General features: G+C 59.6%; 28 protein-coding genes. 17 read left to right on the plus strand and 11 right to left on the minus strand.

Going from position 1 to position 25,459, the window contains the following annotated elements:
* Window positions 1-3: 3 nt before the first annotated feature.
* Window positions 4-921 (plus strand): EamA family transporter, encoded by a 918-nt coding sequence (locus PG5_RS09955; protein ID WP_050511585.1) that lies wholly within the window; start codon window positions 4-6, stop codon window positions 919-921.
* Window positions 911-2,071 carry an N-methyl-L-tryptophan oxidase gene (gene solA, locus PG5_RS33325; protein ID WP_020796984.1) on the plus strand — a complete coding sequence of 387 codons (1,161 nt, stop codon included), beginning with the start codon at window positions 911-913 and terminating at the stop codon, window positions 2,069-2,071. Before PG5_RS09955 ends, solA begins: the two co-directional genes overlap by 11 nt.
* 64 nt (window positions 2,072-2,135) lie before the next feature.
* On the opposite strand, the gene PG5_RS09960 is transcribed toward solA, so the two are convergent.
* The gene (locus PG5_RS09960) at window positions 2,136-2,474 is read right to left on the minus strand and encodes an EscU/YscU/HrcU family type III secretion system export apparatus switch protein (RefSeq protein WP_020796985.1); all 339 of its coding nucleotides are present in this window, start codon (window positions 2,472-2,474) and stop codon (window positions 2,136-2,138) included.
* On the minus strand, window positions 2,471-4,039 hold the full coding sequence (locus tag PG5_RS09965) for a flagellar hook-length control protein FliK (RefSeq protein ID WP_020796986.1): 1,569 nt from the start codon (window positions 4,037-4,039) through the stop codon (window positions 2,471-2,473). Before PG5_RS09965 ends, PG5_RS09960 begins: the two co-directional genes overlap by 4 nt.
* Before the next feature lie 198 nt (window positions 4,040-4,237).
* Between PG5_RS09965 and ccmA the strand changes: the two genes are divergently transcribed.
* From ccmA to PG5_RS10030, 13 genes are all read left to right on the plus strand, one after another.
* A complete protein-coding gene (gene ccmA, locus PG5_RS09970) occupies window positions 4,238-4,873 on the plus strand; it encodes a cytochrome c biogenesis heme-transporting ATPase CcmA (protein ID WP_042955325.1) in 636 nt (211 codons plus the stop codon).
* A complete protein-coding gene (gene ccmB / locus PG5_RS09975; RefSeq protein ID WP_007980754.1) occupies window positions 4,870-5,538 on the plus strand; it encodes a heme exporter protein CcmB in 669 nt (222 codons plus the stop codon). The genes ccmA and ccmB overlap by 4 nt, the downstream gene beginning before the upstream one ends.
* Window positions 5,539-5,618: 80 nt before the next feature.
* Window positions 5,619-6,374, plus strand: a complete 756-nt coding sequence (locus tag PG5_RS09980; protein ID WP_020796989.1) for a heme ABC transporter permease — start codon at window positions 5,619-5,621, stop codon at window positions 6,372-6,374.
* On the plus strand, window positions 6,371-6,547 hold the full coding sequence (gene ccmD, locus PG5_RS09985; RefSeq protein WP_008055370.1) for a heme exporter protein CcmD: 177 nt from the start codon (window positions 6,371-6,373) through the stop codon (window positions 6,545-6,547). The genes PG5_RS09980 and ccmD overlap by 4 nt, the downstream gene beginning before the upstream one ends.
* Entirely contained in the window at window positions 6,544-6,999 is a 456-nt protein-coding gene (gene ccmE / locus PG5_RS09990; RefSeq protein ID WP_020796990.1) for a cytochrome c maturation protein CcmE, read from the plus strand. Before ccmD ends, ccmE begins: the two co-directional genes overlap by 4 nt.
* A 3-nt stretch (window positions 7,000-7,002) precedes the next feature.
* Window positions 7,003-8,991 (plus strand): heme lyase CcmF/NrfE family subunit, encoded by a 1,989-nt coding sequence (locus PG5_RS09995; protein ID WP_020796991.1) that lies wholly within the window; start codon window positions 7,003-7,005, stop codon window positions 8,989-8,991.
* Complete coding sequence (locus tag PG5_RS10000) at window positions 8,988-9,524, plus strand: DsbE family thiol:disulfide interchange protein (RefSeq protein WP_020796992.1); 537 nt, start codon at window positions 8,988-8,990, stop codon at window positions 9,522-9,524. The genes PG5_RS09995 and PG5_RS10000 overlap by 4 nt, the downstream gene beginning before the upstream one ends.
* A complete protein-coding gene (locus PG5_RS10005; protein WP_020796993.1) occupies window positions 9,521-9,991 on the plus strand; it encodes a cytochrome c-type biogenesis protein in 471 nt (156 codons plus the stop codon). The genes PG5_RS10000 and PG5_RS10005 overlap by 4 nt, the downstream gene beginning before the upstream one ends.
* Complete coding sequence (ccmI, locus tag PG5_RS10010; RefSeq protein WP_020796994.1) at window positions 9,988-11,190, plus strand: c-type cytochrome biogenesis protein CcmI; 1,203 nt, start codon at window positions 9,988-9,990, stop codon at window positions 11,188-11,190. Before PG5_RS10005 ends, ccmI begins: the two co-directional genes overlap by 4 nt.
* A gap of 28 nt (window positions 11,191-11,218) precedes the next feature.
* Window positions 11,219-11,626 (plus strand): hypothetical protein, encoded by a 408-nt coding sequence (locus PG5_RS10015; RefSeq protein ID WP_020796995.1) that lies wholly within the window; start codon window positions 11,219-11,221, stop codon window positions 11,624-11,626.
* 27 nt (window positions 11,627-11,653) lie between these two features.
* Window positions 11,654-12,220, plus strand: a complete 567-nt coding sequence (gene phnN, locus PG5_RS10020; protein ID WP_020796996.1) for a phosphonate metabolism protein/1,5-bisphosphokinase (PRPP-forming) PhnN — start codon at window positions 11,654-11,656, stop codon at window positions 12,218-12,220.
* A 144-nt stretch (window positions 12,221-12,364) separates the two neighbouring features.
* A complete protein-coding gene (locus PG5_RS10025; protein WP_033044075.1) occupies window positions 12,365-12,577 on the plus strand; it encodes a type II toxin-antitoxin system HicA family toxin in 213 nt (70 codons plus the stop codon).
* Window positions 12,577-12,981 (plus strand): type II toxin-antitoxin system HicB family antitoxin, encoded by a 405-nt coding sequence (locus tag PG5_RS10030; RefSeq protein ID WP_020796998.1) that lies wholly within the window; start codon window positions 12,577-12,579, stop codon window positions 12,979-12,981. The genes PG5_RS10025 and PG5_RS10030 overlap by 1 nt, the downstream gene beginning before the upstream one ends.
* Before the next feature lie 58 nt (window positions 12,982-13,039).
* Here PG5_RS10030 and PG5_RS10035 read toward each other — a convergent pair whose 3' ends face one another.
* Window positions 13,040-14,245: an MFS transporter gene (locus PG5_RS10035; protein ID WP_033044076.1), complete on the minus strand. Its 1,206-nt coding sequence runs from the start codon at window positions 14,243-14,245 to the stop codon at window positions 13,040-13,042.
* A 224-nt stretch (window positions 14,246-14,469) separates the two neighbouring features.
* On the opposite strand from PG5_RS10035, the gene PG5_RS10040 reads away from it, so the two are divergent.
* A complete protein-coding gene (locus PG5_RS10040; protein ID WP_020797000.1) occupies window positions 14,470-14,913 on the plus strand; it encodes a hypothetical protein in 444 nt (147 codons plus the stop codon).
* A gap of 119 nt (window positions 14,914-15,032) precedes the next feature.
* On the opposite strand, the gene PG5_RS10045 is transcribed toward PG5_RS10040, so the two are convergent.
* The 8 genes from PG5_RS10045 to gcl form a co-directional block, all read right to left on the minus strand.
* A complete protein-coding gene (locus PG5_RS10045; RefSeq protein ID WP_020797001.1) occupies window positions 15,033-16,028 on the minus strand; it encodes a sulfate ABC transporter substrate-binding protein in 996 nt (331 codons plus the stop codon).
* Window positions 16,029-16,216: 188 nt separating this feature from the next.
* Window positions 16,217-17,041, minus strand: a complete 825-nt coding sequence (locus tag PG5_RS10050; RefSeq protein ID WP_020797002.1) for an ion transporter — start codon at window positions 17,039-17,041, stop codon at window positions 16,217-16,219.
* A gap of 21 nt (window positions 17,042-17,062) precedes the next feature.
* On the minus strand, window positions 17,063-17,977 hold the full coding sequence (locus PG5_RS10055) for an urea transporter (protein WP_020797004.1): 915 nt from the start codon (window positions 17,975-17,977) through the stop codon (window positions 17,063-17,065).
* 137 nt (window positions 17,978-18,114) lie between these two features.
* A complete protein-coding gene (gene pyk / locus PG5_RS10060) occupies window positions 18,115-19,530 on the minus strand; it encodes a pyruvate kinase (RefSeq protein ID WP_020797005.1) in 1,416 nt (471 codons plus the stop codon).
* Window positions 19,520-20,800, minus strand: coding sequence for a glycerate kinase (locus PG5_RS10065; protein WP_020797006.1), 1,281 nt, complete (start codon window positions 20,798-20,800; stop codon window positions 19,520-19,522). The genes pyk and PG5_RS10065 overlap by 11 nt, the downstream gene beginning before the upstream one ends.
* Window positions 20,801-20,948: 148 nt before the next feature.
* Entirely contained in the window at window positions 20,949-21,842 is an 894-nt protein-coding gene (locus PG5_RS10070; RefSeq protein WP_020797007.1) for a 2-hydroxy-3-oxopropionate reductase, read from the minus strand.
* Between the two features lie 131 nt (window positions 21,843-21,973).
* Entirely contained in the window at window positions 21,974-22,756 is a 783-nt protein-coding gene (gene hyi, locus PG5_RS10075) for a hydroxypyruvate isomerase (RefSeq protein WP_020797009.1), read from the minus strand.
* 133 nt (window positions 22,757-22,889) lie between these two features.
* Window positions 22,890-24,665 (minus strand): glyoxylate carboligase, encoded by a 1,776-nt coding sequence (gene gcl, locus PG5_RS10080; protein WP_020797010.1) that lies wholly within the window; start codon window positions 24,663-24,665, stop codon window positions 22,890-22,892.
* Between the two features lie 268 nt (window positions 24,666-24,933).
* On the opposite strand from gcl, the gene PG5_RS10085 reads away from it, so the two are divergent.
* Window positions 24,934-25,374, plus strand: coding sequence for a heme-binding protein (locus tag PG5_RS10085; RefSeq protein ID WP_020797011.1), 441 nt, complete (start codon window positions 24,934-24,936; stop codon window positions 25,372-25,374).
* Window positions 25,375-25,459 lie beyond the last annotated feature (85 nt).

Here is a 25,459-nt window from a genome sequence, read left to right on the forward strand (position 1 = left end):
CGTATGTTGCCCTCAAGCAAGCAGCGGTATTTTTTTATCGGATCCCTCAGTGGCGTTCTTGCAAATGTGCTGTTGGGGTTCTCTTCTGTTTTTTGGAGATATATCGGGTCTTTGAGCGCAGTAGAATTGGTTGCTTATAGGGTATATTTGTCTCTGTTGACGGTTTTTCTAATTTTGTGCGCTTGTAAAGGGGTGGGGAGGTTTTTTGCTCAGCTTAACATCAGGCTATTGTTTGTACATGCTCTTGCGGCCCTGTTATTAGCCGTTAATTGGGGAGTGTTTATCTGGGCCTCTATCCATGGTCGCGTCCTGGAAAGCAGCTTTGGTTACTTAGTTGCACCCATTATAAGTATTGCAGCAGGTGTTGTCCTGTATAAAGAGCCGGTCACAATATGTAAAGTGGTGGCTGTGGTGATTATGGTAATTAGTGTGCTTTGGCTATTGGTTTTGAATGATGAGCTCGTCGTGAAGGTTTACTTGACTATCGGCATGTCTTGGGGGGGTTACTCATGCCTGAAAAAAATGACATCGCTGAACGTTTTTAACGGTTTGTTCTTGGAGTCTTCTGTGCTTGCCTTTTTTTACACGTTGATTTTACTTTACTCAGATTTAAGTATGGCGATTCCTGAGGATTTTGGGCTGGAGCGTACGATACTGGTGTTTAGCTGTGGTGTAGTGTCAATTGTTCCTTTGGCTTTGTTTTCGCTTTCAGCTAAGCGTCTTACTATGACTTCTATGGGGTTGTTGCAGTTTGTATTGCCGGTCACGCAGTTTTTTGTTGCGGCAGTAATTTACAGGCAAGAATTTTCAACGGCTGTTTTATGTGTGCTATTGGTCGTCATTAGTGGATTGGCTTTGGTAGTGCTTGAGCCGTTTGTAAAAAACAGGTTTTCGCGAAAACGGGGGCAGTATGGGGCGTAGATACAGTGTGGTTGTGATTGGGTTAGGTGTTGTAGGAAGTGCATCGCTTTGGAGGCTTTCGTGCTCGAAAGTCGATGTGCTAGGCGTTGATTCAGCAGCGCCTATAAATTTATTTGGATCATCACATGGGGGGTCCCGAATTTTTAGGCGTGCTTACTGGGAGGGTACGTCATATCTCCCCTTGCTTTCTCAGTCAGATAACCTATGGCAAGAGTTAGACAGGTCATGTAGTAGACGTCTTGTTTTTCCTACTGGGGGGCTATTTGTCGGGCCGGTGGACTCGGGAGTTGTTCCAAAAAGTGTCGCAACCGCGCTGCAGGGGGGAATCAAACACACGCTTTTGTCTGCGACTGAAATTGCTGAGTCGTTTCGTGCTTTTCATGTTCTGGAAGACATGGAAGCTGTATATGAAAAGGGGGCATACACTATTGCAGCAGATGACTCAAAATTGCACATGGTCAACTTGGCTGTCAGGAACGGTGCTGAGGCTCGGTTCGGTACTTCGGTGGAAAGTATACTGAAAACTTCGCAAGGTTTAGCTGTTCAATTGAGTGGCGGCGAACTTATTCATACGGCGCGAGTGATTTTGTCGACGGGGGCTGCGATAGGTAAGATGCTTGTTGATGATCTCTCAGGTTTGGTGCGCTCTCAAAGTGTGCCTGTTTACTGGTTTAAACCTAAGTCGCGGAGAGGTTTGGATTTTTTAAAAAACTTTCCCGCTTTTTTGTATCAGATGTCAGATGGGCGTTTACTTTATGGTACACCTGAAATCAGTAGTGAGGAACCAGGGGTCAAGATTGGATTTCATAATTACCAGCAAACACCATTTGATTGTTTGTCGCACGGCCAGCCTGTGGAAGGCAGAGCTATCGACCAAATTTCTTCTTGTGTAATGCGGATATTTCCTGGTTTGAATCCAATTCCGTACGCATCAAAAAAATGTATTTATACAATGACTCCGGATGGTTCTTTTATACTGGGGGAGTCAGTTGATTTACCTGGTGTGTTTTATGTTTCGGCATGCTCTGGGCATGGGTTCAAGTTTGCAACTGGGTTGGGAGAGGTGCTTGCGAGAGCTGCATTGGATGGGCGGCTTGAAGAAGAGGTGTCAATATTTAGCATAAGCAGGTTCGCTGCTACCGAAGGATGATTTATTCGCTATTTAATTACAATAAAATAATAAATGTATTTATGATTGGATAACTCTATGGCAATCACTTATTTGATTGGTAGCTCCCGCAGTCCGTTACATCCTTTTCCGCTACTTCAGCAACTGGATCCTGCCCCACCGGAAACTTACCCTTCAAATTCCACGCAAACGCAATGATCTCGGCAACCGTCAGATAAAGCTCCTGCGGAATACTGTCCCCCAACTCCATCCGCGCCAGCAGGCTCACCAGTTCGGCGTTCTCATAGATCGGCACTTCGCAGTCGCGAGCGATGCGCAGGATTTCTTCCGCCAGTTCTTCGTCGCCCTTGGCCGAGAGGGTAGGGGCGTGGGTGCCGTCGTACTTGAGGGCGATGGCCTGGCGGGGAGCGTTGGGGTTTTTCATGCGTTTTCGTCGACCCAGCGTTGTTCGAGACGGGTTTGCGGACCTTGGGGTGGTTTGCCGAGGTGGCAGTCGAGATCGCCGACGTTCAGCCCGGCGGCCAGCATTCGCGGGCGCAATGCCGCCAGGTTGCTTTCAATCAGGCTGGCGGTGTAGGCGCGTTCGGCCCAGAGCTGGCTGCTGAGGCTGCCCTGGATCAGTTGTGCCTGAACCTGCAACGGCCCGAGCGGTTCCATGTCGAACGCCAGTTCGATGCGCCACAGTTGTTGCTTGGGCGCTCGTTCCTCCTGGCGTTCCTTGGGTTGTTCTCTTTCGGGGGCCTCCTCGCGCTGGAACTTGACCTGCAACGGCACGATGTCCTGCAGGTTGCGCATCGGAATCTCCAACTGCCAGGTACTCATCAATCGCCCATCCGGTGTGACGCCGGACTGCTCAAGGCTCGACAGTTGGTGGCTTTGCAGGCGTGAGACCGCCGCAGCGGCCAGGCGCAACAGATGCTCCAGGTCGTCTTCGCCGTCGGCGCTTTGCAACAGCCGCTCAGGCAACGGAAAACCAGTCGGCGACGGCTTGGCGCTGACCTGGCCGAGCATGCCCAGGGCATTGCGCACGAAACTCGGCATGGCCTGGGCCAGGGTGTTGGCGGCCATGATCGCACTGAGCTGGGTGCTGGCCGGCAGCCCGGATGACAACTGGCCGATCAGTTTGAGCAGGTCGCCTTTTATGTCAGGCGCCAGGTTCTGGCCGCCCAGCAATTTCGACTCCAGGAAGGCTCCGCTGCTGGCCAGCGCCTGGGCCAGGCCTTTGGCGCTGCTCAATTGCTGGATGTCCGGCAGCCCGGCGAGCAATCTGTCCACGGCCGTGCGCAGCTCGCTTGAAGTCTGCGTCGAGGCTGGCAGGTTTTGCAGCTGTTTGAGCAAACTATCCAGCGAACCCTGGCGGCTTTGTTGGCTGAGCAATTGCTGGGTCACGGCCAGTTGCTCCTGGCGGCTGCTCAAGGGCACGAACTTGAGGGTCTGGCCATCCTGTACCTGTGCGCTGAGCAACGTGCCGATGCGCAACGGTTGCGAGCTGTCGATGCTGAGGGTGCTGCCGCTCAGCGCTGTATTGAGCAGGCTGACCATCGAGCGAAACACCGTGGCTTGCCCCGGTACAGTCGGCAACACCTGGGAGGTCAGCACCTTACCCTGCAGCAGGGTGCCCACCGGCATTTTCGCAGTGTCGATACGGGTGAGGGTGGCGACGCTGGCGGCGATAGCTTGCTGCACGGTGACCGCCAGGTTGCCCGCCGAAGGCTGGGTAACCGCGATGCTGCTGCCTTGGGCCAGGGGTTGATTGCTGATGGCCTGGAGCGTGGTCTGCCGGCCGCTCTCGAGAGTGAGCTTGAGCAGCAATTGAAAGGCCTGATCCGCCTGTTTGAGCGACAGCACTTCAGCTTTGGCGGTCTGGCCTGCGCTGATCAGGCCCTCCATCGGCGTCAGCAGCTTGAGCAACTCGCCACTGACCGCTGGCGCACGCGGGGTCGTCGCGGTGGCCTGCGGTAGGGGGAGGATGTTCATTTCGCCTGTCATACGCGGTCACAACCTTGGGAAATTGCACGCTTGAGAGTAGGAAATGGCATGTATAATGCCGCCCCGTTGTATACAGAATGCGGAAAATTTCCCAGTTAATTGACGCAGCTCTCTCGTCCGGGCCGCCAATACCTTTATTCTGCATCTCTTTAACGGCCGCGCCAGCGCCGACTTGAACCGTATAAGGCCCGTGAACCCTTGACCAGTCCAGTCTTGCAAACCGTTGCCCTTGCTTGTGAGCGAGACCTTCGGCTGCTCTTCGAAAATCTCGATTTGAGAATGGCCAGTGGCGAAATGGTACAAATCAGCGGCCCCAACGGCAGTGGCAAGACCAGCCTGTTGCGCCTGTTGTCCGGCCTGATGCACCCGACCGCCGGTCAAGTACTGCTTAACGGTCAGCCGCTGAGCGAGCAACGCACAGAACTTGCACGCAATCTCTTGTGGATCGGCCATGCCGCTGGCATCAAGGATTTGCTGACTGCGCAAGAGAACCTGAGCTGGCTGTGTGCCCTGCATCAACCGGCTTCCCATGAGGCAATCTGGCAGGCTTTGGCCGCAGTCGGGCTGCGCGGTTTCGAGGATGTTCCCTGCCATACGCTGTCCGCGGGTCAACAGCGCCGAGTGGCGCTGGCGCGGCTTTATCTGGACAGCCCACCGTTGTGGATACTCGATGAGCCCTTTACCGCCCTCGACAAGCAAGGCGTGGCGCAGCTCGAAGAACACTTGGCAGGCCACTGCGAGCGCGGTGGCATGGTTGTCTTTACCACTCACCACACGCTGAGCCGCGTGCCGGCCGCGTACCGCGACATTGATCTGGGGAACTGGGCCGTATGAGTGTTTTTGGCCTGTTGGTTGCCCGCGAAGCCCGTCTGTTGTTCCGCCGTCCGGCTGAACTGGCCAACCCGCTGGTGTTCTTCGCCATCGTCGTTTCGCTGTTCCCGCTCGCGGTCGGTCCCGAGTCTCAATTGTTGCAAACCTTGTCTCCGGGGCTGGTCTGGGTGGCGGCCCTTTTATCGGTCCTGCTCTCGCTGGACGGGCTTTTCCGCAGTGATTTCGAGGACGGATCGCTGGAACAGTGGGTCCTTTCGCCGCACCCCCTGGCTCTTCTGGTTTTGGCCAAGGTACTGGCACACTGGGCGTTTTCCGGCCTGGCACTGGTTTTGCTCGCGCCTTTGCTGGCGTTGATGCTCGGGTTGCCTGCCGCCTGTCTGCCGGTGTTGCTGCTTTCTTTATTGCTGGGTACACCGGTACTGAGCCTGCTCGGTGCGGTGGGCGCGGCGTTGACGGTAGGTTTGAAGCGTGGCGGGCTGTTGCTGGCGTTGCTGATCCTGCCGTTGTACATCCCGGTGTTGATTCTTGGCAGTGGCGCCTTGCAGGCAGCCTTGCAGGGCATGCCGGCGACCGGTTATCTGTTGTGGCTTGGGAGCCTGACCGCCCTGGCGATAACCCTGACACCCTTTGCAATAGCCGCTGGCCTGAAGATCAGCGTCGGCGAATAATGAGGTCTGGTCAAAATTTGACCAGTAAAGACCCTTTGGCTGTCTCGTGATAGCGAGCAGCAACCGTGATGGAAACAGCAATGAACTGGACGTGGTTTCATAAGCTCGGCTCGCCCAAATGGTTTTACGGCATCAGCGGCAGAATGCTGCCATGGCTGAGCATTGCGGCGTTGCTGCTGATCGGCGTTGGCGTGGTCTGGGGCCTGGCCTTCGCGCCGCCGGACTACCAGCAGGGCAATAGCTTTCGCATCATCTACATCCACGTTCCGGCCGCCATGCTGGCACAGTCCATCTACGTGATGCTGGCAGTGTGTGGCGTCGTCGGGCTGGTGTGGAAGATGAAGCTGGCCGACGTCGCCTTGCAGTGTGCGGCGCCCATCGGTGCCTGGATGACCGCCGTGGCGCTGGTCACCGGGGCGATCTGGGGCAAGCCGACCTGGGGCTCGTGGTGGGTCTGGGATGCACGACTGACGTCCATGCTGATTCTTTTGTTCCTGTACTTCGGTCTTATTGCGCTGGGCAACGCCATCAGCAATCGTGACAGTGCGGCCAAGGCCTGTGCGGTGCTGGCCATCGTCGGCGTGATCAACATCCCGATCATCAAGTACTCGGTGGAGTGGTGGAACACCCTGCATCAGGGCGCAACCTTCACGCTCACGGAAAAACCGGCGATGCCCGCCGAGATGTGGCTGCCGTTGCTGCTGACGGCGCTGGGTTTCTATTGTTTCTTCGGCGCGGTATTGCTGCTGCGCATGCGCCTTGAGGTGCTCAAGCGCGAAGCCCGGGCCAGTTGGGTCAAGGCCGAAGTTGAAAACAGCCTGGAGGTTGCTCGATGAGTTTTGCTTCATTCGGCGACTTCCTCGCCATGGGCCATCACGGCCTGTATGTCTGGTCGGCCTATGGCATTTGCCTGGCAGTGCTGGCCCTCAACGTGGCGGCGCCGATCCTGGCCCGCAAGCGGTATCTGCAACAAGAGGCGCGCCGTCTGCGCCGGGAGAACGGCAAGTGAATCCGCTGCGTAAAAAGCGTCTTATCATCATTCTGGCGATCCTGGTTGGGGTCGGCGCCGCCGTGGGCCTGGCCCTCAGCGCCCTGCAGCAGAACATCAACCTGTTTTACACACCGACCCAGATCGCCAACGGCGAAGCCCCGCAGGACACGCGCATCCGCGCGGGCGGCATGGTCGAGGCCGGTTCCCTGCAGCGCTCCGGCGATTCGCTGGACGTGAAGTTCGTCGTCACCGACTTCAACAAATCCGTGACCATCAGCTATCGCGGCATCCTTCCGGACCTGTTCCGCGAAGGGCAGGGCATCGTCGCCCTGGGCAAGCTCAATGCCGAAGGCGTGGTGGTGGCCGATGAAGTGCTGGCCAAGCACGATGAAAAGTACATGCCGCCGGAAGTGACCAAGGCCTTGAAAGACAGTGGTCAATCCGCCCCAACACCCGCTAAGGAGGGTTGATCCATGACTTCCGGCATCTTCATTCCCGAACTGGGTCATTTGGCGATGATCCTGGCCCTGTGCTTTGCGCTGGTTCAGGCCGTCGTGCCATTGGTCGGCGCCTGGCGCGGTGACCGATTCTGGATGAGCCTGGCCCAGCCGGCGGCATGGGGGCAGTTCGCCTTTCTGCTGTTCGCTTTCGGCTGCTTGACCTATGCGTTCATGGCCGACGATTTTTCCGTCGCTTATGTCGCCAACAACTCCAACAGTGCCTTGCCCTGGTACTATAAGTTCAGCGCCGTATGGGGCGCGCACGAAGGTTCGTTGCTGTTGTGGGCGTTGATCCTCGGCGGCTGGACGTTCGCCGTGTCGGTGTTCTCCCGACAGTTGCCGCAAGTAATGCTGGCACGGGTGCTGGCAGTGATGGGCATGATCAGCACCGGTTTCCTGCTGTTCCTGATCCTCACCTCGAACCCGTTCAAGCGCATCCTGCCGCAAGTGCCTGGCGACGGTGCCGACCTCAACCCGTTGCTGCAAGATATCGGCCTGATCGTGCACCCGCCGATGCTGTACATGGGCTACGTCGGCTTCTCGGTGGCCTTCGCCTTCGCTATCGCCGCGCTGATGGGCGGTCGCCTGGACGCCGCTTGGGCGCGTTGGTCGCGGCCATGGACCATCGTCGCCTGGGCATTTCTCGGTATCGGCATCACCCTCGGTTCCTGGTGGGCCTACTATGAACTCGGCTGGGGCGGCTGGTGGTTCTGGGACCCGGTGGAAAACGCCTCGTTCATGCCCTGGCTGGTGGGCACCGCGCTGATTCACTCGCTGGCCGTCACGGAAAAGCGTGGTGTGTTCAAGAGCTGGACCGTGTTGCTGGCCATCGCCGCCTTTTCGTTGAGCCTGCTGGGCACTTTCCTCGTGCGTTCCGGCGTACTGACCTCGGTGCACGCCTTTGCCTCGGACCCCGAGCGCGGCGTGTTCATCCTGATCTTCCTGCTGTTCGTGGTCGGTGGTTCGCTGACGCTGTTCGCCTTGCGCGCACCGGTGGTCAAGAGCCAGGTCGGCTTCAACCTCTGGTCCCGGGAAACCCTGTTGCTGGGCAACAACCTGGTGTTGGTGGTGGCCGCTTCGATGATCCTGCTGGGCACCTTGTATCCGTTGATTCTCGATGCCATGACCGGTGCCAAGCTGTCGGTCGGCCCGCCGTACTTCAATGCGCTGTTCATTCCATTGATGGCCTTGTTGATGCTGGTGATGGCGGTCGGCGTGATCGTGCGCTGGAAAGACACCCCGGTGAAATGGCTGCTGGGCATGCTCACCCCGGTACTACTCGGCAGCGCCGCGCTGGCGGTGGTGGCGGGCGTGGCTTATGGCGATTTCAACTGGGCGGTGCTGGCGACCTTCATGCTCGCGGCCTGGGTGTTGTTGGCCGGTGTGCGTGACATTTTCGACAAGACTCGCCACAAAGGCCTGATCAAAGGCCTGCCGACCCTGACCCGCAGCTACTGGGGCATGCAGGTTGCACACCTGGGCATCGCCGTCTGCGCCCTCGGCGTGGTGTTGTCGAGCCAGAACAGTGCCGAGCGCGACCTGCGCCTGGCGCCGGGCGAGTCCATGGCCCTGGGCGGTTATCAATTCATCTTCGAAGGTGCCAAACATTTCGAAGGCCCGAACTTCACCTCCGACAAGGGTACCGTGCGGGTGATCAAGGACGGCAAGGAAGTCAGTGTCCTGCACCCGGAAAAACGTCTCTACACCGTACAGAATTCGGTGATGACCGAAGCCGGGATCGACGCCGGTTTCACCCGTGACCTCTACGTCGCACTCGGCGAGCCCCTGGGGGATGGCGCCTGGGCAGTACGTGTGCACGTCAAGCCGTTCGTGCGCTGGATCTGGTTCGGTGGTTTGCTCACAGGTCTGGGCGGGTTGCTGGCAGCGCTGGACCGGCGTTATCGGGTCAAGGTGAAAAGCCGTGTGCGGGAAGCACTGGGCATGACGGGAGCGACTGCATGAAGCGTTGGTTGATGTTGTTGCCACTGGCGATTTTCCTAGTGGTGGCTGTTTTCCTGTATCGCGGTCTGTACCTGGACCCGGCCGAGTTGCCCTCGGCGATGATCGGCAAACCCTTCCCGGAGTTTTCCCTGCCAGCGGTGCAGGGCGACAAGACCCTGACCCGCGCCGACATCCTCGGCAAACCGGCATTGGTCAACGTCTGGGGCACCTGGTGCATTTCCTGCCGGATCGAGCACCCGGTGTTGAACAAACTGGCCGAGAAGGGCGTGGTGATCCACGGCATCAACTACAAGGACATCAATGCCGACGCCTTGAAATGGCTGGCGGATTTCCATAATCCGTATCAGCTGGATATTCGCGACGACGCCGGCACCCTGGGCCTGAACCTCGGTGTGTACGGCGCCCCGGAAACCTTCTTCATCGACGCCAAGGGCATCATCCGCGACAAATTCGTAGGGGTGATCGACGAGCAGGTCTGGCGCGAGAAACTGGCGGCCAAGTACCAGGCGCTGGTCGACGAGGCGAAGCCATGAAGCGCTGGATTGCCGCCGTTGTCCTGGGCTTGAGCCTGGCCGGCGTGGCCCACGCTGCCATCGACACTTACGAGTTCGCCAAGGAAGGTGATCGCGAGCGTTTTCGCGAGTTGACCAAGGAGCTGCGTTGCCCGAAGTGCCAGAACCAGGACATCGCTGACTCCAATGCCCCGATTGCCGCCGACCTGCGCAAAGAGATCTTCCGCATGCTTGGCGAGGGTAAGGACAACCAGCAGATCATCGACTTCATGGTCGATCGCTACGGTGATTTCGTTCGCTACAAACCGGCCCTGAACGCCAAGACCGCACTGCTCTGGTTCGGCCCCGCTGGCCTGCTGTTGGGCGGTGTGGTGATCATCGCGGTGATCGTGCGTCGTCGTCGCGTGCAACGCGCCGAAACGCCAGGCTCGCTTTCTGCCGAGGAGCGCGAGCGCCTCGACCAACTGTTGGATAAAAACCAAGAATGATTGATTTCTGGCTCGCTGCAGGTCTGCTGCTACTGGTGGCCCTGAGTTTTCTACTGATCCCCGTCCTGCGTAGTCGTCGCGCCCAGCTCGAAGAGGATCGTACTGCCCTGAACGTGGCGCTGTATCAAGAACGCGTGGCTGAGCTGCAGGTTCAGCAGCAGGAAGGCGTTCTCGATGCCGCGCAAATGGACGCCGGCCGGGCTGAAGCCGCCCGTGAATTGCTCGCGGACACCGAAGGCGTTGCCGCGCCTCGGGTGACGCGCCTGGGCAAGGCGGCACCGTTGCTGGCAGCCATCCTGGTCCCGGTGCTGGGCCTGGGGCTGTACCTGCATTTCGGTGCCAGTGACAAAGTCGAGTTGACCCGGGAATTCGCCCAGGCGCCACAGTCGATGGAACAAATGACCCGGCGCCTGGAGCGCGCGGTTGCGGCGCAGCCCGATTCCGCCGAAGCGCTGTACTTCCTCGGTCGCACCTACATGACCCAGGATCGTCCGGCGGATGCGGCGAAGATCTTCGAGCGCACCGTCAACCTGGCCGGGCGCCAGCCTGAACTGTTGGGGCAATGGGCCCAGGCGCAGTATTTCGCCGATGGCAAGAAGTGGTCGGACAAGGTCCAGGCCTTGACTGACGAAGCGCTCAAGGCCGATCCAAAAGAAGTCACCAGCCTTGGCCTGCTGGGCATCGCCGCCTTTGAAGGCCAGCGTTACCAGGAAGCGATCGATTACTGGAATCGCCTGCTGGAGCAACTGCCGCCGGACGACCAGTCCCGTATTGCGCTGCAGGGCGGTATTACCCGCGCCAGCGAGAAACTGGTGGCCAGCGGTGGCAAGGTGGCCCAGGCGCCAGCGGCCAAGCCGGCAGCGCTGCTCAAGGTCCGGGTTGACCTGGCGGCCGACCTGAAGGCCAAGGTCCAGCCGGGCGACAGCGTGTTCATCTTCGCTCGCGCCACCTCTGGCCCACCCGCGCCTTTGGCGGCCAAGCGCTTGACCGTGGCCGATCTGCCGGCCACCGTCGAATTGGGCGATGGCGATGCAATGATGCCGCAATTGAAACTGTCGAACTTCCCTGAAGTCCAACTGGTTGCGCGCATCTCCCGCGCCGGTCAACCGACGGCAGGCGAGTGGATCGGTCGCAGCCAGCCCCTGGCCAGCAGCACCACCGCGCCGCAACAAGTGACCATCGATAGCCCGGATAAGTAAACCCGGATCAATAACAGGAAGCGCCACCATGACCGCCATTGCTCGTATCACCCTGCTCAGCGTTGTTTTGGGGCTGAGCGCTTGTGCGGTCCAGCAGCCATCAGAACAGCCGACGCGGCCACCGATTCCGCCGTCGCAGCCCAGTACCAAACCGACGCCGTCGACGGTGCCGGGCAAACCTTCGACTCCCGCCAAACCGGCCAAGGCGCTGCCGCGCACCTCGGCCAGCTTCGCGCCGCCACCGGGTGGCAACAGTCATTGGGACCCGAAACTGGGCGTGTATGTGCTCGATGATCAACCGAACACGTTCTATCGCCAGCGCACCTACTACCGTTGGGATAACGGCTGGAGCCGTTCAATCAGCCCGAAAGGACCCTGGGAAGAGACCGATATCCATGGCGTACCGGGTGGGTTGGGACGCCAGTTCGGGCAATAACGCAAAGTGCGACCCTCGGGGGGTTGGATGGCAGGCAGGTTGATCTACCTCATCGGGCCTTCCGGTTCGGGCAAGGACAGCCTGCTCGATGCCGCGCGAGCGCGGTTGGCCGAGCGTGGCTGCCGTATCGTGCGCCGAGTCATCACGCGTTCCGCCGAAGCCGTGGGCGAGGCAGCACTGGGCGTGAGCCCGCAGCAATTCGTCCAGATGCAGGCCCAGGGCGCGTTTGCCCTGAGCTGGCACGCTAATGGCCTGTCCTACGGGATCCCGCGGGAAATCGACGATTGGCTCGCCGCTGGCCAGGACGTGCTGGTGAACGGCTCGCGCGGGCATTTGCAGGATACTCGCGAGCGTTATCCGAATGTGTTGGCGATATTGCTGACCGTGGACCAGGCAGTGCTGCGCCAGCGCTTGCTGGCGCGTGGTCGTGAGTCCTTGGCCGAGATCGACCAGCGCCTGGCGCGCAATGCCCGTTTCGGTGAGCGCCTGCTGGCCGAGGATCCGACAGTGCATGTGCTCGACAACTCCGGGCCAATGGAACAAACCGTTGAACAACTCTTGGCCTGCCTCGTCGAGCCGGCTGCATGCGCCTGATCGCTGTGCCGGCCATTTTGTCGATTTAAAACCTTCTTTCTTCATACCCCGCAATACAACCGAACGTCGTGCTTTCAGTTTTTGTGCTTGAGTAAAGATAACTCTAGGGTTATTTTTGTTGAGGCCAAAGCAAGGAGGCTGGTGGTGCAGAGCAGGCTATTGATCAAGGAATTGATGGAGGCGGGATGGACCCTGGACCGGGTCACAGGCAGTCATCACATTTTCACCCACCGATACAACCCGTACACCATTCCCATCCCCCATCCGAAGAAGGATTTGCCGGTCGGGGCGGTCAAGAGCATCAGGAGGCGAGCCGGGCTGTACTGCCCGCCAGCCAGTTACGCAGGAGATCCATAATGCAATATCCAATCTGTATCGAATGGGGCGATGAGAACACCGCCATCGGTATCCAGATCCCCGATATCCCAGGTGCGGTAACCGCCGGGGATAGCTTTGAAGAGGCCTACAACGCAGCGGTCGAAGTTGCCCACATCATGCTGCAGGAGTTGGCTGCGGATGGTGAGTCGATTCCGATGCCGACGTCGGCTTCGGTGCATCGCAGTAATCCCGAGTTCGCCGACATGGGCTGGGGCATGCTGGAGCTGGACATCTCGCCGTACCTGGGCAAGACCGAGAAGGTCAACGTGACGTTGCCCGGCTATGTGATCCAGCGCATTGATCGTTATGTGCGCGAGCACAATGTAAAAAGCCGGTCGTCGTTCCTGGCGGATGCGGCGATGGAGAAGCTGGTGCGCAATTGATGGATTGGTAACCTTGCCTTGGCGGGCGATCCTACTCGCCCACCAAGCGCTTGAATCTTTACGCCGTCGCCAATGAAGCCTTCTGCGAAACACTCAGGAAGCGCAACAACGCCAACAGTGGAAACGCACTGCCAACCACCACGATCCACAGCCAGCCGCCGTGCTCATATACCGCGCTGGCCACGGATGAGCCGAACGCACCGCCGATGAAGATGCTGGTCATGTACAACGCATTCAGACGGCTGCGGCTTTTGGCGTCCAGGGCGTAGACCGCGCGTTGACCGAGGACCATGTTCATTTGTACGCAGAAATCCAGCACCACGCCGGTCACGGCCAAGCCGATCACGCTGTAGACGGGGTGGATGAAAGCGGGCAGGAAGCTCAGGCTGGCGCACAGCAGGGCCAGCAATGAAGCGATTCGGGTATGGCCGGCGTCGGCCAGGCGTCCGGCGATAGGCGCGGCAATGGCGCCGATTGCGCCGACCAGGGCGAAAATCGCGATCTGGCTTTGCGACAGGCCATGATTGCGCGCCAGTTCCAGCGGCACGGCGGTCCAGAACAGGCTGAACGTGGCGAACATGCAGCCTTGATAAAACGCCCGCTGGCGCAATACCGGTTGTTGACGCAGCAGCGTCCAGAGCGAACCCAGCAATTGGCCATAGGACGCGCTGTGGTCAGGCTGGCGCTTGGGGATGGTCAGCGCCAATACGATGCTGATCGCTGCCATCAATAGCGCGGCAATCACAAACATTGCCCGCCAGCCAAAATGATCCGCCACCACGCTGGACACCGGTCGCGCCAGCAATATTCCCAACAACAAACCGCCCATGATCCCGCCGACCACGCGGCCGCGAGATTCTTCCGGCGCCAGGTGTGCGGCCAGCGGAATCAGGATCTGCACCGACACCGAGCTGAAGCCCACCAGTAGCGAAATCAGCAAGAACACGTTCGGCTGATCGGTGAACGCCGCGCCCAGCAGACTGGCAATGGCGACCACGGTGGTGATGATCATCAGCCGCCGGTTTTCCAGCAGATCACCCAAAGGCACGAGGAAGAACAGGCCCAGGGCATAACCGATCTGCGTCAGCGAAACGATCAGGCTGGCCATGGTGCTGGTCAGGCCGATGTCCGGTGCGATCAGGCCGATGATCGGTTGCGCATAGTAGATGTTGGCGACGATCGCGCCACAGCAGAAGGCGAACAGCAGCACCATGCCTCGGGTCATTGTCGCGGTGCCATGGGGCAGCTGGGGCGATGGAGTCATAACGTGTCTCGCTGGAAATAAGTGAATGCGCGCAGGCTAAACGGCTGGCTGAAACGGCGGAAGTGGAATTGGAATGATAGTAATCATTCTTCTGCGCAATGAATGACGAATGCGGGCGTGTTGCAGGGACCACCGGCCATCCGAAGAACTGCCCGTTTTGCCGTGACAGCTAGAATCTACAGGGGGATCACTTCAACGTGTCCTTACAAAGCGGGAGTATCACGATGAAAATCGTATCTTCGCTGGCGTTGGTGGTAGCGGTTGGGTCGATCTTCGGGTGCTCGACAGTGCCGGATGCTCAGGTCACCAACGTTCCCATGAACGCTACTGCCATCAATGCTGGCAACATCGCCCGGCCAATCATGATGCCCGACGGGCAAGCAACAGTGTTCTGGTTTGCTGTCAGTGGAGAATCCATGGGTAGCGCGTTACCAGGTCGTTTGCAGGCCTACATCTACCCGGGAAGCTGTGGAAGTCTGGGTGCCAAACCCGCCTATGACATGAATGACGGCCCGAATGCGCGGTTCTATTCGCAAGCGTCCATGCAATATTTCTGGAAAAGTGCACCCGTACCAGTCGAGACACTTCGAGCGGGGGGCTATGCGTTGGTGGTGCGTGAAAGCCCGGCCGATGGTCACCAGGCGATTTTCTGCGGCAACCTGAGCTAGCGGCATACCCCCGTAGGAGCTGCCGAAGGCTGCGATCTTTTGATTTTGCCTTTTGAAAAACAAGATCAAAAGATCGCAGCCTTCGGCAGCTCCTACAGGGGATCGCGTCTGCTCAGTGGTTACTGGGCGTAAATCTGATCGAAAATCCCGCCATCATTGAAGTGGGTCTTTTGCACGGTGCGCCAGTCGCCGAAGGTTTTTTCCACCGACAGGAAGTCGACTTTCGGGAAGCGGTCGGTGTACTTGGCCAGAACGGCCGGGTCACGTGGACGCAGGTAGTTGGCGGCGGCGATTTCCTGACCTTGTGGCGACCAGAGGTACTTCAGGTATTCCTCGGCGGCAGCGCGGGTGCCTTTCTTGTCGACGGTCTTGTCGACCACCGACACCGGTGGCTCGGCTTCGGCGGATACGCTTGGGTAGATGACCTCGAACTGATCGCGACCAAACTCGCGGGCGATCATTTCCGCTTCGTTTTCGAAGGTCACCAGTACGTCGCCGATCTGGTTGGTCATGAAGGTCGTCGTTGCGGCGCGGCCACCGGTATCCAGCACTGGAGCCTGCTTGAACAGCTTGCCGACGAAGTCCTTCGCCTTGTTTTCGTCGCCGCCATTTTTCAGCACGTAGCCCCAGGCGGAGAGGTAGGTGTAGCGGCCGTTACCAGAAGTCTTCGGGTTTGGCACGATAACTTGCACACCGTCCTTGAGCAGGTCCGGCCAGTCTTTCAGGGCTTTGGGGTTGCCTTTGCGGACGATGAACACAGTGGCCGAGGTGAACGGGGCGCTGTTGTTCGGCAGGCGGGTGACCCAGTTGTCCGGGATCAGTTTGCCGTTATCAGCCAGGGCGTTGATGTCGGTGGCCATGTTCATGGTGATCACGTCAGCGGGCAGGCCATCGATGACCGAGCGCGCCTGTTTGCTGGAGCCACCGAAGGACATCTGCAAGGTGATGTTTTCGTTGTGCTCGGCTTGCCAGTGTTTCTGGAACGCAGTGTTGTAGTCCTTGTAGAAATCGCGCATCACGTCGTAGGAAACGTTGAGCAGGGTCGGTGCGGCCTGGGCCACGCTGGTCAGTGCCAGGCCAGCGGCCAGAAGTGAGGCGCCAAAGAGTTTTTTCACTGCGAATTCCTTGTTCTATGTAGGAGCTGCCGCAGGCTGCGATCTTTTGATTTTGATCTTCAAAAGCAAGATCAAAAGATCGCAGCCTGCGGCAGCTCCTACGGGTTATGTGTATTGAACGCGATACTAATTTGCCAGCGACTATAGCCGGCCCCGCATAGTCGTTTAAAGATTAAAAAGCTCTTTGCTTATTCCAGTTTCTTGAACAATGCATTGCCGCAGCGAGAGCAGAACGCGGCGCCGTGTTCGTGGTGGTTTTTCTTGCACACCGGGCAGTCATGTTGCAACTGTTCGCCACGCATGGCGTTGGCCAGCTCGGCAGTGAAAATACCGGTGGGCACGGCAATGATCGAATAACCGGTGATCATGACCAGCGAGGAAATCACCTGGCCCAATGGCGTCTTCGGCACGATGTCGCCGAAGCCCACCGTGGTCAGCGTCACGATGGCCCAGTAGATGCCTTTGGGAATGCTGGTAAAACCGTGCTCCGGGCCTTCGATCACATACATCAATGTGCCGAACACCGTCACCAGGGTGCAGACACTGACCAGGAACACCACGATTTTCTGCTTGCTGCCGCGCAACGCGGACATCAGGTAGTTGGCTTGTTTCAGGTAGGGGCTGAGCTTGAGCACGCGGAAAATCCGCAGCATCCGGATGATCCGGATAATCAACAGGTACTGCGCATCGGCGTAGTACAACGCCAGTATGCCGGGCACGATCGCCAGCAAGTCCACCAGTCCATAGAAGCTGAAGGCGTAGCGCAGGGGTTTGGGCGAGCAGTACAGGCGCAGGCCATATTCGATGGCGAAGATGACGGTGAAGCCCCACTCGATGTACGCCAGCACGTCGGCGTAGTTGCGGTGGACTGTATCGATGCTGTCGAGCATCACGATCACCAGGCTGGCGAGGATGATCAACAGCAAAATGCCGTCGAAGCGCCGACCCGCCTTGGTGTCGCTCTGGAAAATCATGACGTAAAGGTCTTCACGCCAGTTTTTGCTGCTGTCCATGGGAAACGCCTGAATCGGGAATCAGCGCAGCCTAGGTTGATTCTCCCCAGAAGCGCAAGGCGCAGTGGCCCCTGTCGCCTTGCCGAGTACTTGAGCCACCGTACGAATCAGCCAGCAGGCGAGGATGAACGGCGCGGTCAGCGTGGGCAGGCCAACAGCGGCAAACATCGGCGTCAACAGCAGCGCGCAGGCAATGCCCACCAGTGGCAGCCACGGCTGCTGGCGCTGGGCGCTGAAGGCGAGGGCGGCGAGCACGGCGTTGTAGCCACCCAGGCCCAGCAGTGCGGTGTAGAAGTCGTGGTTCAACAGGCTCCAACCCATGCCGGCAACAGACGCCAACAACGCCCAGCAGAAGGCGCGACGATCAGCCACCAGCAAACCGGCGGCAATCATCGCACCGGCCAGCGGATGACCGAGGAACATCACCTGGCCGAGGCCCTTGAGGGGGGCGGCGAGCATGTTCAGCGTGCTGACTTCGATCAGATGCGCCTCGGTCGAGGGCGTGGCGAAGCACAGCAGCAACCAGCCCAAACCCACGAAGGGCGCGGTATAGGCCGGCAGGTATTGGCTGAAGCGGGTGCGTTTGAGCCACTGCTGTGTGAGCATGGCGCTCAGGCCACCTGCGGCGAGGATCAGCGGCGGCAACATCGCCGACCAGGGGAAATACAGACTCAGCAGCAAGCCAAGCAAGACGCCGTTGTAACTGAAGAGTCCGGCCTGGCGATCGGCCTTGGCGTAGCCTCGACGTTGCGCGGTGAGCAGCCCGGCGACGCCGCCAAGCAACGCACCGCCGAGCAAGGCGGGCGCAGTAAACAGAATGGCGAGCAGGCACGCCAGACCAAACAGCGGATGGCGTTGGAGGAATATCTGGCTGAAGCCGTTGAGCAAGGCTTCGGCCCAGTCGGGGCAGTGGGTGTTGAAGTGGTTGGCAGGCATGGCAAGGGTCGTTTCAGTACAGATCGTTCCCACGCTCTGCGTGGGAATGCCTCAATGGACGCTCTGCGTCTGCTCTTGGGACGCGGAGCGTCCCGGGCTGCATTCCCACGCAGAGCGTGGGAACGATCATGTAGGGGTTAAATCAATGTTTCGATACGCAAAGAGTTAGTCGACCCCGGCTGCCCAAACGGCACACCTGCAGTGATCAATAACGTATCGCCCCGCTGCGCCATGCCTTGGGCCTGGGCAATTTCCAGCGCCGTAGAGCACACCTCGTCCACCTGACGCAGGCGATCGTTGACCACCGAATGCACCCCCCATGCCACGGTCAGGCGTCGAGCGGTTTGCCGGTTCGGCGTCAGGTTGAGGATCGGCACTGTCGGCCGTTCCCGGGCCGCACGCAAACTCGAGGTGCCTGATTCGCTGTAGTTGACCAAGACCGCCACCGGCAACACGTTGCTGATACGGCGAATCGCGCAGCTGATCGCATCGGAAACAGTCGCTTCGGCTTTTGGCCGGCTGACGTCCAGCTGGGTCTGGTAGTCCGGGCCGTTTTCCACCTGGCGGATGATCTTGCTCATCATCTGTACAGCTTCCAGCGGGTATTCGCCGGAGGCGGTTTCCGCCGACAGCATCACCGCGTCGGCACCTTCGGCCACCGCATTGGCGACATCGGTGACTTCGGCGCGGGTGGGCGCCGGGGAGAAGCGCATCGATTCGAGCATCTGCGTCGCCACCACCACCGGCTTGCCCAACTGGCGACAGGTGCTGATGATGTTTTTCTGGATCTGCGGCACGCTTTCGGCCGGCACCTCCACGCCCAGGTCACCGCGAGCGACCATGATCGCGTCGCTCAATTCGGCAATTTCGCGCAATTGCGCCACCGCTGACGGCTTCTCGATCTTGGCCATCAGGAACGCCTTGTCGCCGATCAGGGCACGGGCTTCGCGAATGTCCTCAGGACGCTGCACGAACGACAGGGCCACCCAGTCCACCCCCAGTTCAAGGCCGAAGCTCAGGTCGCGGCGGTCCTTGGCGGTCAGCGGGCTCAGTTCGAGCAGCGCTTGCGGCACGTTCACGCCTTTGCGGTCCGACAGTTCGCCACCATTGAGCACGGTCGTGTCGATGGCGTCGGCATACTTGGTGACCACTCGCAGGCGCAGCTTGCCGTCGTCCAGCAACAGGTCCATGCCGGGCTCCAGCGCAGCGATGATTTCCGGGTGCGGCAGGTTGACCCGGCGTTCGTCACCCGGCGTGGCATCGAGATCCAGGCGCAGGGCTTGACCGCGATGCAGCTGGACTTTGCCTGCGGCAAATTTGCCGACCCGCAATTTCGGCCCTTGCAGGTCCATCAGAATGCCCAGCGGATAATTCAGCTGGCGCTCGACTTCGCGGATCCACTGGTAGCGCTTGGCGTGGTCGGCGTGATCGCCGTGGCTGAAGTTCAGGCGAAAGATATTGACCCCGGCCTGCACCAGTTCACGAATGTCGTCGATCCCGTCGGTAGCGGGGCCCAGGGTGGCGAGGATCTTGACCTTTTTGTCAGGCGTCATGTTTAGGGCTCTCAAGAATCAGGATGGCGCGGAAGTCGTTGACGTTGGTGCGGGTCGGCTCGGTGACGATCAGTGCGTCCAGCGCCTCGAAATAGCCGTAGCCATTGTTGTTGTCCAACTCGTCGCTGGCGCTCAAACCGAGGGCCGCGGCGCTGGCGTAACTGTCCGGGGTCATGATTGCCCCGGCGTTGTCTTCGGAGCCGTCGATGCCATCGGTGTCCCCGGCCAGGGCGTAGACGCCGGGCAAGCCCTTGAGGCTGTCGGTCAGGCTGAGCAGGAACTCGGCGTTGCGCCCACCACGGCCGTTACCGCGAACGGTAACCGTGGTTTCGCCGCCAGAAAGAATCACGCAGGGCGCCGCCAGTGGCTGGCCGTGCTGGACGATTTGCCGAGCGATACCGGCATGCACTTTTGCCACTTCACGGGACTCACCTTCGAGGTCGCCCAGGATCAACGGACTGTAACCGGACTGACGGCACTTCACCGCCGCGGCTTCCAGTGATTGCTGCGGGCGCGCGATCAGCTGGAAGTGACTGCGGGCCAGGCTCGGATCGCCAGGTTTCACAGTCTCTGATTCCGGGCTTTGCAGCCAGTTACGCACGGAGGCGGGCACGTCGATGGCGTAGCGCTTGAGGATTGCCAGCGCTTCCGCCGAGGTGCTCGGGTCGGCCACTGTGGGACCTGAGGCGATGACCGTGGCGAGGTCGCCCGGCACATCGGAAATCGCATAGGTATAGACAGTGGCTGGCCAGCAAGCCTTGCCGAGGCGGCCACCCTTGATCGCCGAGAGGTGTTTGCGTACGCAATTCATCTCGCCAATGGTCGCGCCGGATTTGAGCAGGGCTTTGTTGATCGATTGCTTGTCGACCAGGGTGATGCCTTCGGCCGGCAGGGCGAGCAGCGCCGAGCCACCGCCGGACAGCAGGAAGATCACGCGGTCTGTTTCGTCGAGGTCGCTGACCAGTTCCAGAACGCGTTTGGCAACGGCCAGGCCGGCGGCGTCCGGAACCGGATGCGCGGCTTCGACCACTTCGATTTTTTCGCAGGGGGCGCCGTGGCCGTAACGCGTCACCACCAGGCCGGACACTTCGCCCTGCCAGCAGCGCTCGACCACCTGGGCCATGGCGGCCGCGGCTTTGCCGGCACCAATGACGATCAACCGACCGCTGCGGTCGGCAGGCAAATGGGCTTCAAGGACTTGCTGCGGATGGGCCGCGTCGATGGCTGTGGCGAACAGCTCACGCAGCAATTGTTGCGGATCGACCGACATGGCGGGCTCCCGGAATTCTTGTTATTCGAAAGGGCAACTCGGATCTCTGTGGGAGCGAGCCTGCTCGCGAATCAAACGACACGGTTTGTCAGGGACACCGCGGTGAATTCTTCGCGAGCAGGCTCGCTCCCACAGGTTTATGAAGGGCTTAGTTCTTGTCGCGAATCGAGAAATTTGCCATGTGCTCCAGGCCCTTGATCAGTGCCGAGTGGTCCCAGTTGCTGCCACCGATGGCCGCGCAGGTGCTGAACACTTGCTGGGCGTTGGCGGTGTTCGGCAGGTTGATGTTCAGCTCCTTGGCCCCTTGCAGCGCCAGGTTCAGGTCCTTCTGGTGCAGGCTGATGCGGAAGCCTGGATCGAAGGTGCCCTTGATCATGCGCTCGCCGTGTACTTCGAGGATCTTCGACGAGGCGAAACCGCCCATCAGTGCTTCACGCACCTTGGCTGGATCGGCACCGTTCTTGGCAGCGAACAGCAGGGCTTCGGCCACGGCCTGGATGTTCAGGGCGACGATGATCTGGTTCGCCACCTTGGCGGTTTGACCGTCACCGTTGCCACCCACCAGGGTGATGTTCTTGCCCATGGCCTGGAACAGCGGCAGCGCGCGTTCGAAGGCATCGGCATCGCCGCCGACCATGATGCTCAGGGTCGCCGCCTTGGCACCGACTTCACCGCCGGACACTGGCGCGTCGAGGTACTGGGCGCCTTTTTCGTTGATCCTGGCCGCAAATGCCTTGGTGGCGGTCGGCGAGATCGAGCTCATGTCGATCACCACCTTGCCTTTGCCAAGACCGGCGGCAACGCCGTCGGCACGGAACAGCACGTCATCGACCTGTGGGGTATCCGGGACCATCACGATGATGAATTCGGCTTCCTGGGCGACTTCTTTCGGGTTCGCCAGGGCGACGGCGCCAGCGGCAACCAGGTCAGCGGGGGCGGCGTCGTGGTGCGCCGACAGGAACAGGCTGTGACCGGCTTTTTGCAGGTTCGCCGCCATTGGGTGGCCCATGATGCCGGTGCCGATGAATCCGATTTTAGCCATGAGAAAATCCTCTCTTTTTGTTTGTCACCCTGTAGGAGCTGCCGAAGGCTGCGATCTTTTGATCTTGATCTTGAAAAACAAAGTCAAAAGATCGCAGCCTTCGGCAGCTCCTACAGGAATGTCATGTTCAATTAAATCGCGTTATGGGTCTTGAGCCAGCCCAAACCCGCTTCGGTGGTCGTCAGCGGCTTGTATTCGCAACCGACCCAACCCTGATACCCAATGCGGTCCAGGTGTTCGAACAGGAAGCGGTAGTTGATTTCACCAGTTCCCGGTTCGTTGCGCCCCGGGTTGTCCGCCAACTGCACATGGTTGATTTCGCCCAGGTGCGATTGCAGGGTGCGGGCCAGGTCGCCCTCCATGATTTGCATGTGATAGATGTCGTATTGCAGGAACAGGTTGGCGCTGCCGACCTGTTCGCGAATCGACAGGGCTTGCGCCGTGTTGTTCAAGTAGAAGCCCGGGATGTCGCGGGTGTTGATCGCTTCCATCACCAGCTTGATACCGGCTGCCTGCAGCTTCTCGGCCGCGTACTTGAGGTTGGCGACGAAGGTTTTTTCCACGGTGGCATCGTCAACGCCTTGTGGGCGGATGCCGGCCAGGCAGTTGATTTGGGTGTTGCCCAGCACTTGTGCGTAGGCGATCGCCAGGTCGACACCGGCGCGGAACTCTTCAACTCGATCCGGCAGGCAGGCGATACCACGCTCGCCCTTGGCCCAGTCGCCGGCCGGCAGGTTGAACAGCACTTGAGTCAGACCGTTGGCATCGAGCTTGGCCTTGATTTCGGCAGAGCTGAAGTCGTACGGGAACAGGTACTCGACACCACTGAAACCGGCCTTGGCGGCCGCTTCGAAACGGGCAAGAAAGTCCTGTTCGGTGAACAGCATGGACAGGTTGGCTGCGAAACGCGGCATGGTGGTCTCCCGTAAATATGTGAGGGCGGCCCCTGTGGGAGCGAGCCTGCTCGCGAAAGCAGTGTGCCAGCCAACATTGTTGCTGGATTTGAAGCCGCCTTCGCGAGCAGGCTCGCTCCCACAAGGGGAACGATCAATCGAGCAACGAAATCGCCGTTGGGGCGTCGTTGCCAACCAGCGCCAGGTCTTCGAATTCGTTGACGGCGTTGATCTCGGTGCCCATGGAAATATTGGTCACGCGCTCCAGGATGATCTCGACGATCACCGGAACCTTGAACTCTTCGATCATCTGTTCGGCCTTGCGCAGGGCAGGGGCGATGTCAGCCGGTTCGAACACACGCAGCGCCTTGCAGCCCAAGCCTTCGGCTACCGCGACGTGATCGACGCCATAACCGTTGAGTTCCGGAGCGTTCAGGTTGTCGAAGGACAGCTGCACGCAGTAGTCCATCTCGAACCCGCGCTGCGCCTGACGGATCAGGCCCAGGTACGAGTTGTTCACCACCACATGAATGTACGGCAGCTTGAACTGCGCACCCACCGCCAGTTCTTCGATCATGAACTGGAAGTCATAGTCCCCCGACAGGGCCACGACTTTGCGGTTCGGGTCAGCCTTGACCACGCCCAGCGCAGCAGGAATGGTCCAGCCCAGTGGGCCTGCCTGACCGCAGTTGATCCAGTGGCGCGGCTTGTAGACGTGCAGGAACTGCGCGCCGGCAATCTGCGACAGACCGATGGTGCTGACGTAGCAGGTGTCCTTGCCGAAAACCTGGTTCATCTCTTCATAAACGCGTTGCGGCTTGACCGGAACGTTGTCGAAGTGGGTCTTGCGCTGCAGGCTGGCTTTACGCTGCTGGCAGTCTTGCAGCCAGGCGCTGCGGTTTTTCAGCTTGCCGGCAGCTTGCCACTCGCGAGCGACTTCGATGAACACGGTCAGCGCGGAGGCGGCGTCGGAGACGATGCCCAGGTCCGGGGTGAAAACGCGGCCGATCTGCGTGCCTTCGATGTCGACGTGAATGAACTTGCGGCCTTCGGTGTAGACGTCGACCGAACCGGTGTGGCGGTTGGCCCAACGGTTACCGATGCCCAGTACCACGTCCGATTTCAGCAGGGTCGCGTTGCCGTAGCGGTGCGAAGTCTGCAGGCCGACCATGCCCACCATCAACGGGTGATCGTCCGGGATGGTGCCCCAGCCCATCAGGGTCGGGATGACCGGGATGCCGGTCAGTTCGGCAAACTCCACCAGCAGGTCGCTGGCGTCGGCATTGATGATGCCACCACCGGCCACCAGCAATGGGCGCTCGGCCTGGTCCAGCAGCGCCAGGGCTTTTTCCACCTGAACGCGGGTAGCGCTCGGCTTGGCCAGTGGCAGTGGCTGGTAGGCATCGATGTCGAATTCGATTTCGGCCATCTGTACATCGAACGGCAGGTCGATCAGCACTGGGCCTGGACGACCCGAGCGCATTTCATAGAAAGCTTTCTGGAACGCATAAGGCACCTGGCCCGGCTCCAGAACAGTGGTTGCCCACTTGGTCACTGGCTTGACGATGCTGGTGATATCGACAGCCTGGAAATCTTCCTTGTGCATACGGGCGCGGGGTGCCTGGCCGGTAATGCAGAGGATTGGAATCGAGTCGGCCGAGGCGCTGTAGAGCCCAGTGACCATGTCGGTACCGGCCGGTCCCGAAGTGCCAATGCACACGCCGATGTTGCCGGCCTTGGTGCGGGTGTAGCCCTCGGCCATGTGCGAGGCGCCTTCAACGTGGCGAGCGAGTACGTGATCGATGCCGCCGACCTTTTGCAGGGCGGAGTACAGCGGGTTGATGGCGGCACCGGGGATGCCAAAAGCGGTATCAACCCCTTCACGGCGCATCACCAGAACGGCGGCTTCGATTGCTCTCATTTTGCTCATGGTTTTGTGCCTCTTTACGTTTTGTAATTGTATACAAGTGGCTTTGCGCAGAGTGTATTCACGGCGGACGGCGCAGGTCAATCCATTTTCTCAAGCGCTCGTTTCATTCGTCGGAAGCCCGTTCTACTGTGGCTTTTCGTCGCATGCGGCGCTTTTCGAGAATTATTGTATACAAAAAAATAATCCATTGTGTTCTATTTGTTGCATCTGCCTGCGGCACAACGAAGCAGGCTACCGGCTTTCCTAAAAACAAAATGAGGACGGCACCATGAGCGCTTTAACCTTGAAAGTCGCAGTCAACCTGGTCAACGAGGCCATCACCGCCGCACGGGCAATCTCCGCCGCGCCCCTGGCCATCGCGGTACTGGATGCCGGCGGGCACCTGGTCGCCTTGCAGCGCGAAGACGGCGCCAGCCTGCTGCGCCCGCAAGTCGCCATCGGCAAGGCCTGGGGCGCCATCGCCCTGGGCAAAGGCTCACGCCTGCTGGCGCTGGACGCCCAACAGCGCCCGGCCTTCATCGCGGCATTGAATAGCCTGGGGCAGGGCAGCGTGGTGCCGGCACCGGGCGGTGTGCTGATCCGCGATCAGGATGGGAATGTGTTGGGGGCGGTGGGGATCAGCGGGGATCTATCGGATGTTGATGAGCAGTGTGCGATCAATGCGATCGAGGCGCTGGGGTTGAGGGCGGATGCTGGGGTGGCTGCTTGATATTTGATGATTGATCGACCGCTTTCGCGAGCAGGATATTTACTTGCACAGTAAATCCACTGTGGGAGCGAGCCTGCTCGCGAAG

The sequence above is a fragment of the Pseudomonas sp. G5(2012) genome (assembly GCF_000408945.1).
GTDB lineage: Bacteria > Pseudomonadota > Gammaproteobacteria > Pseudomonadales > Pseudomonadaceae > Aquipseudomonas > Aquipseudomonas umsongensis.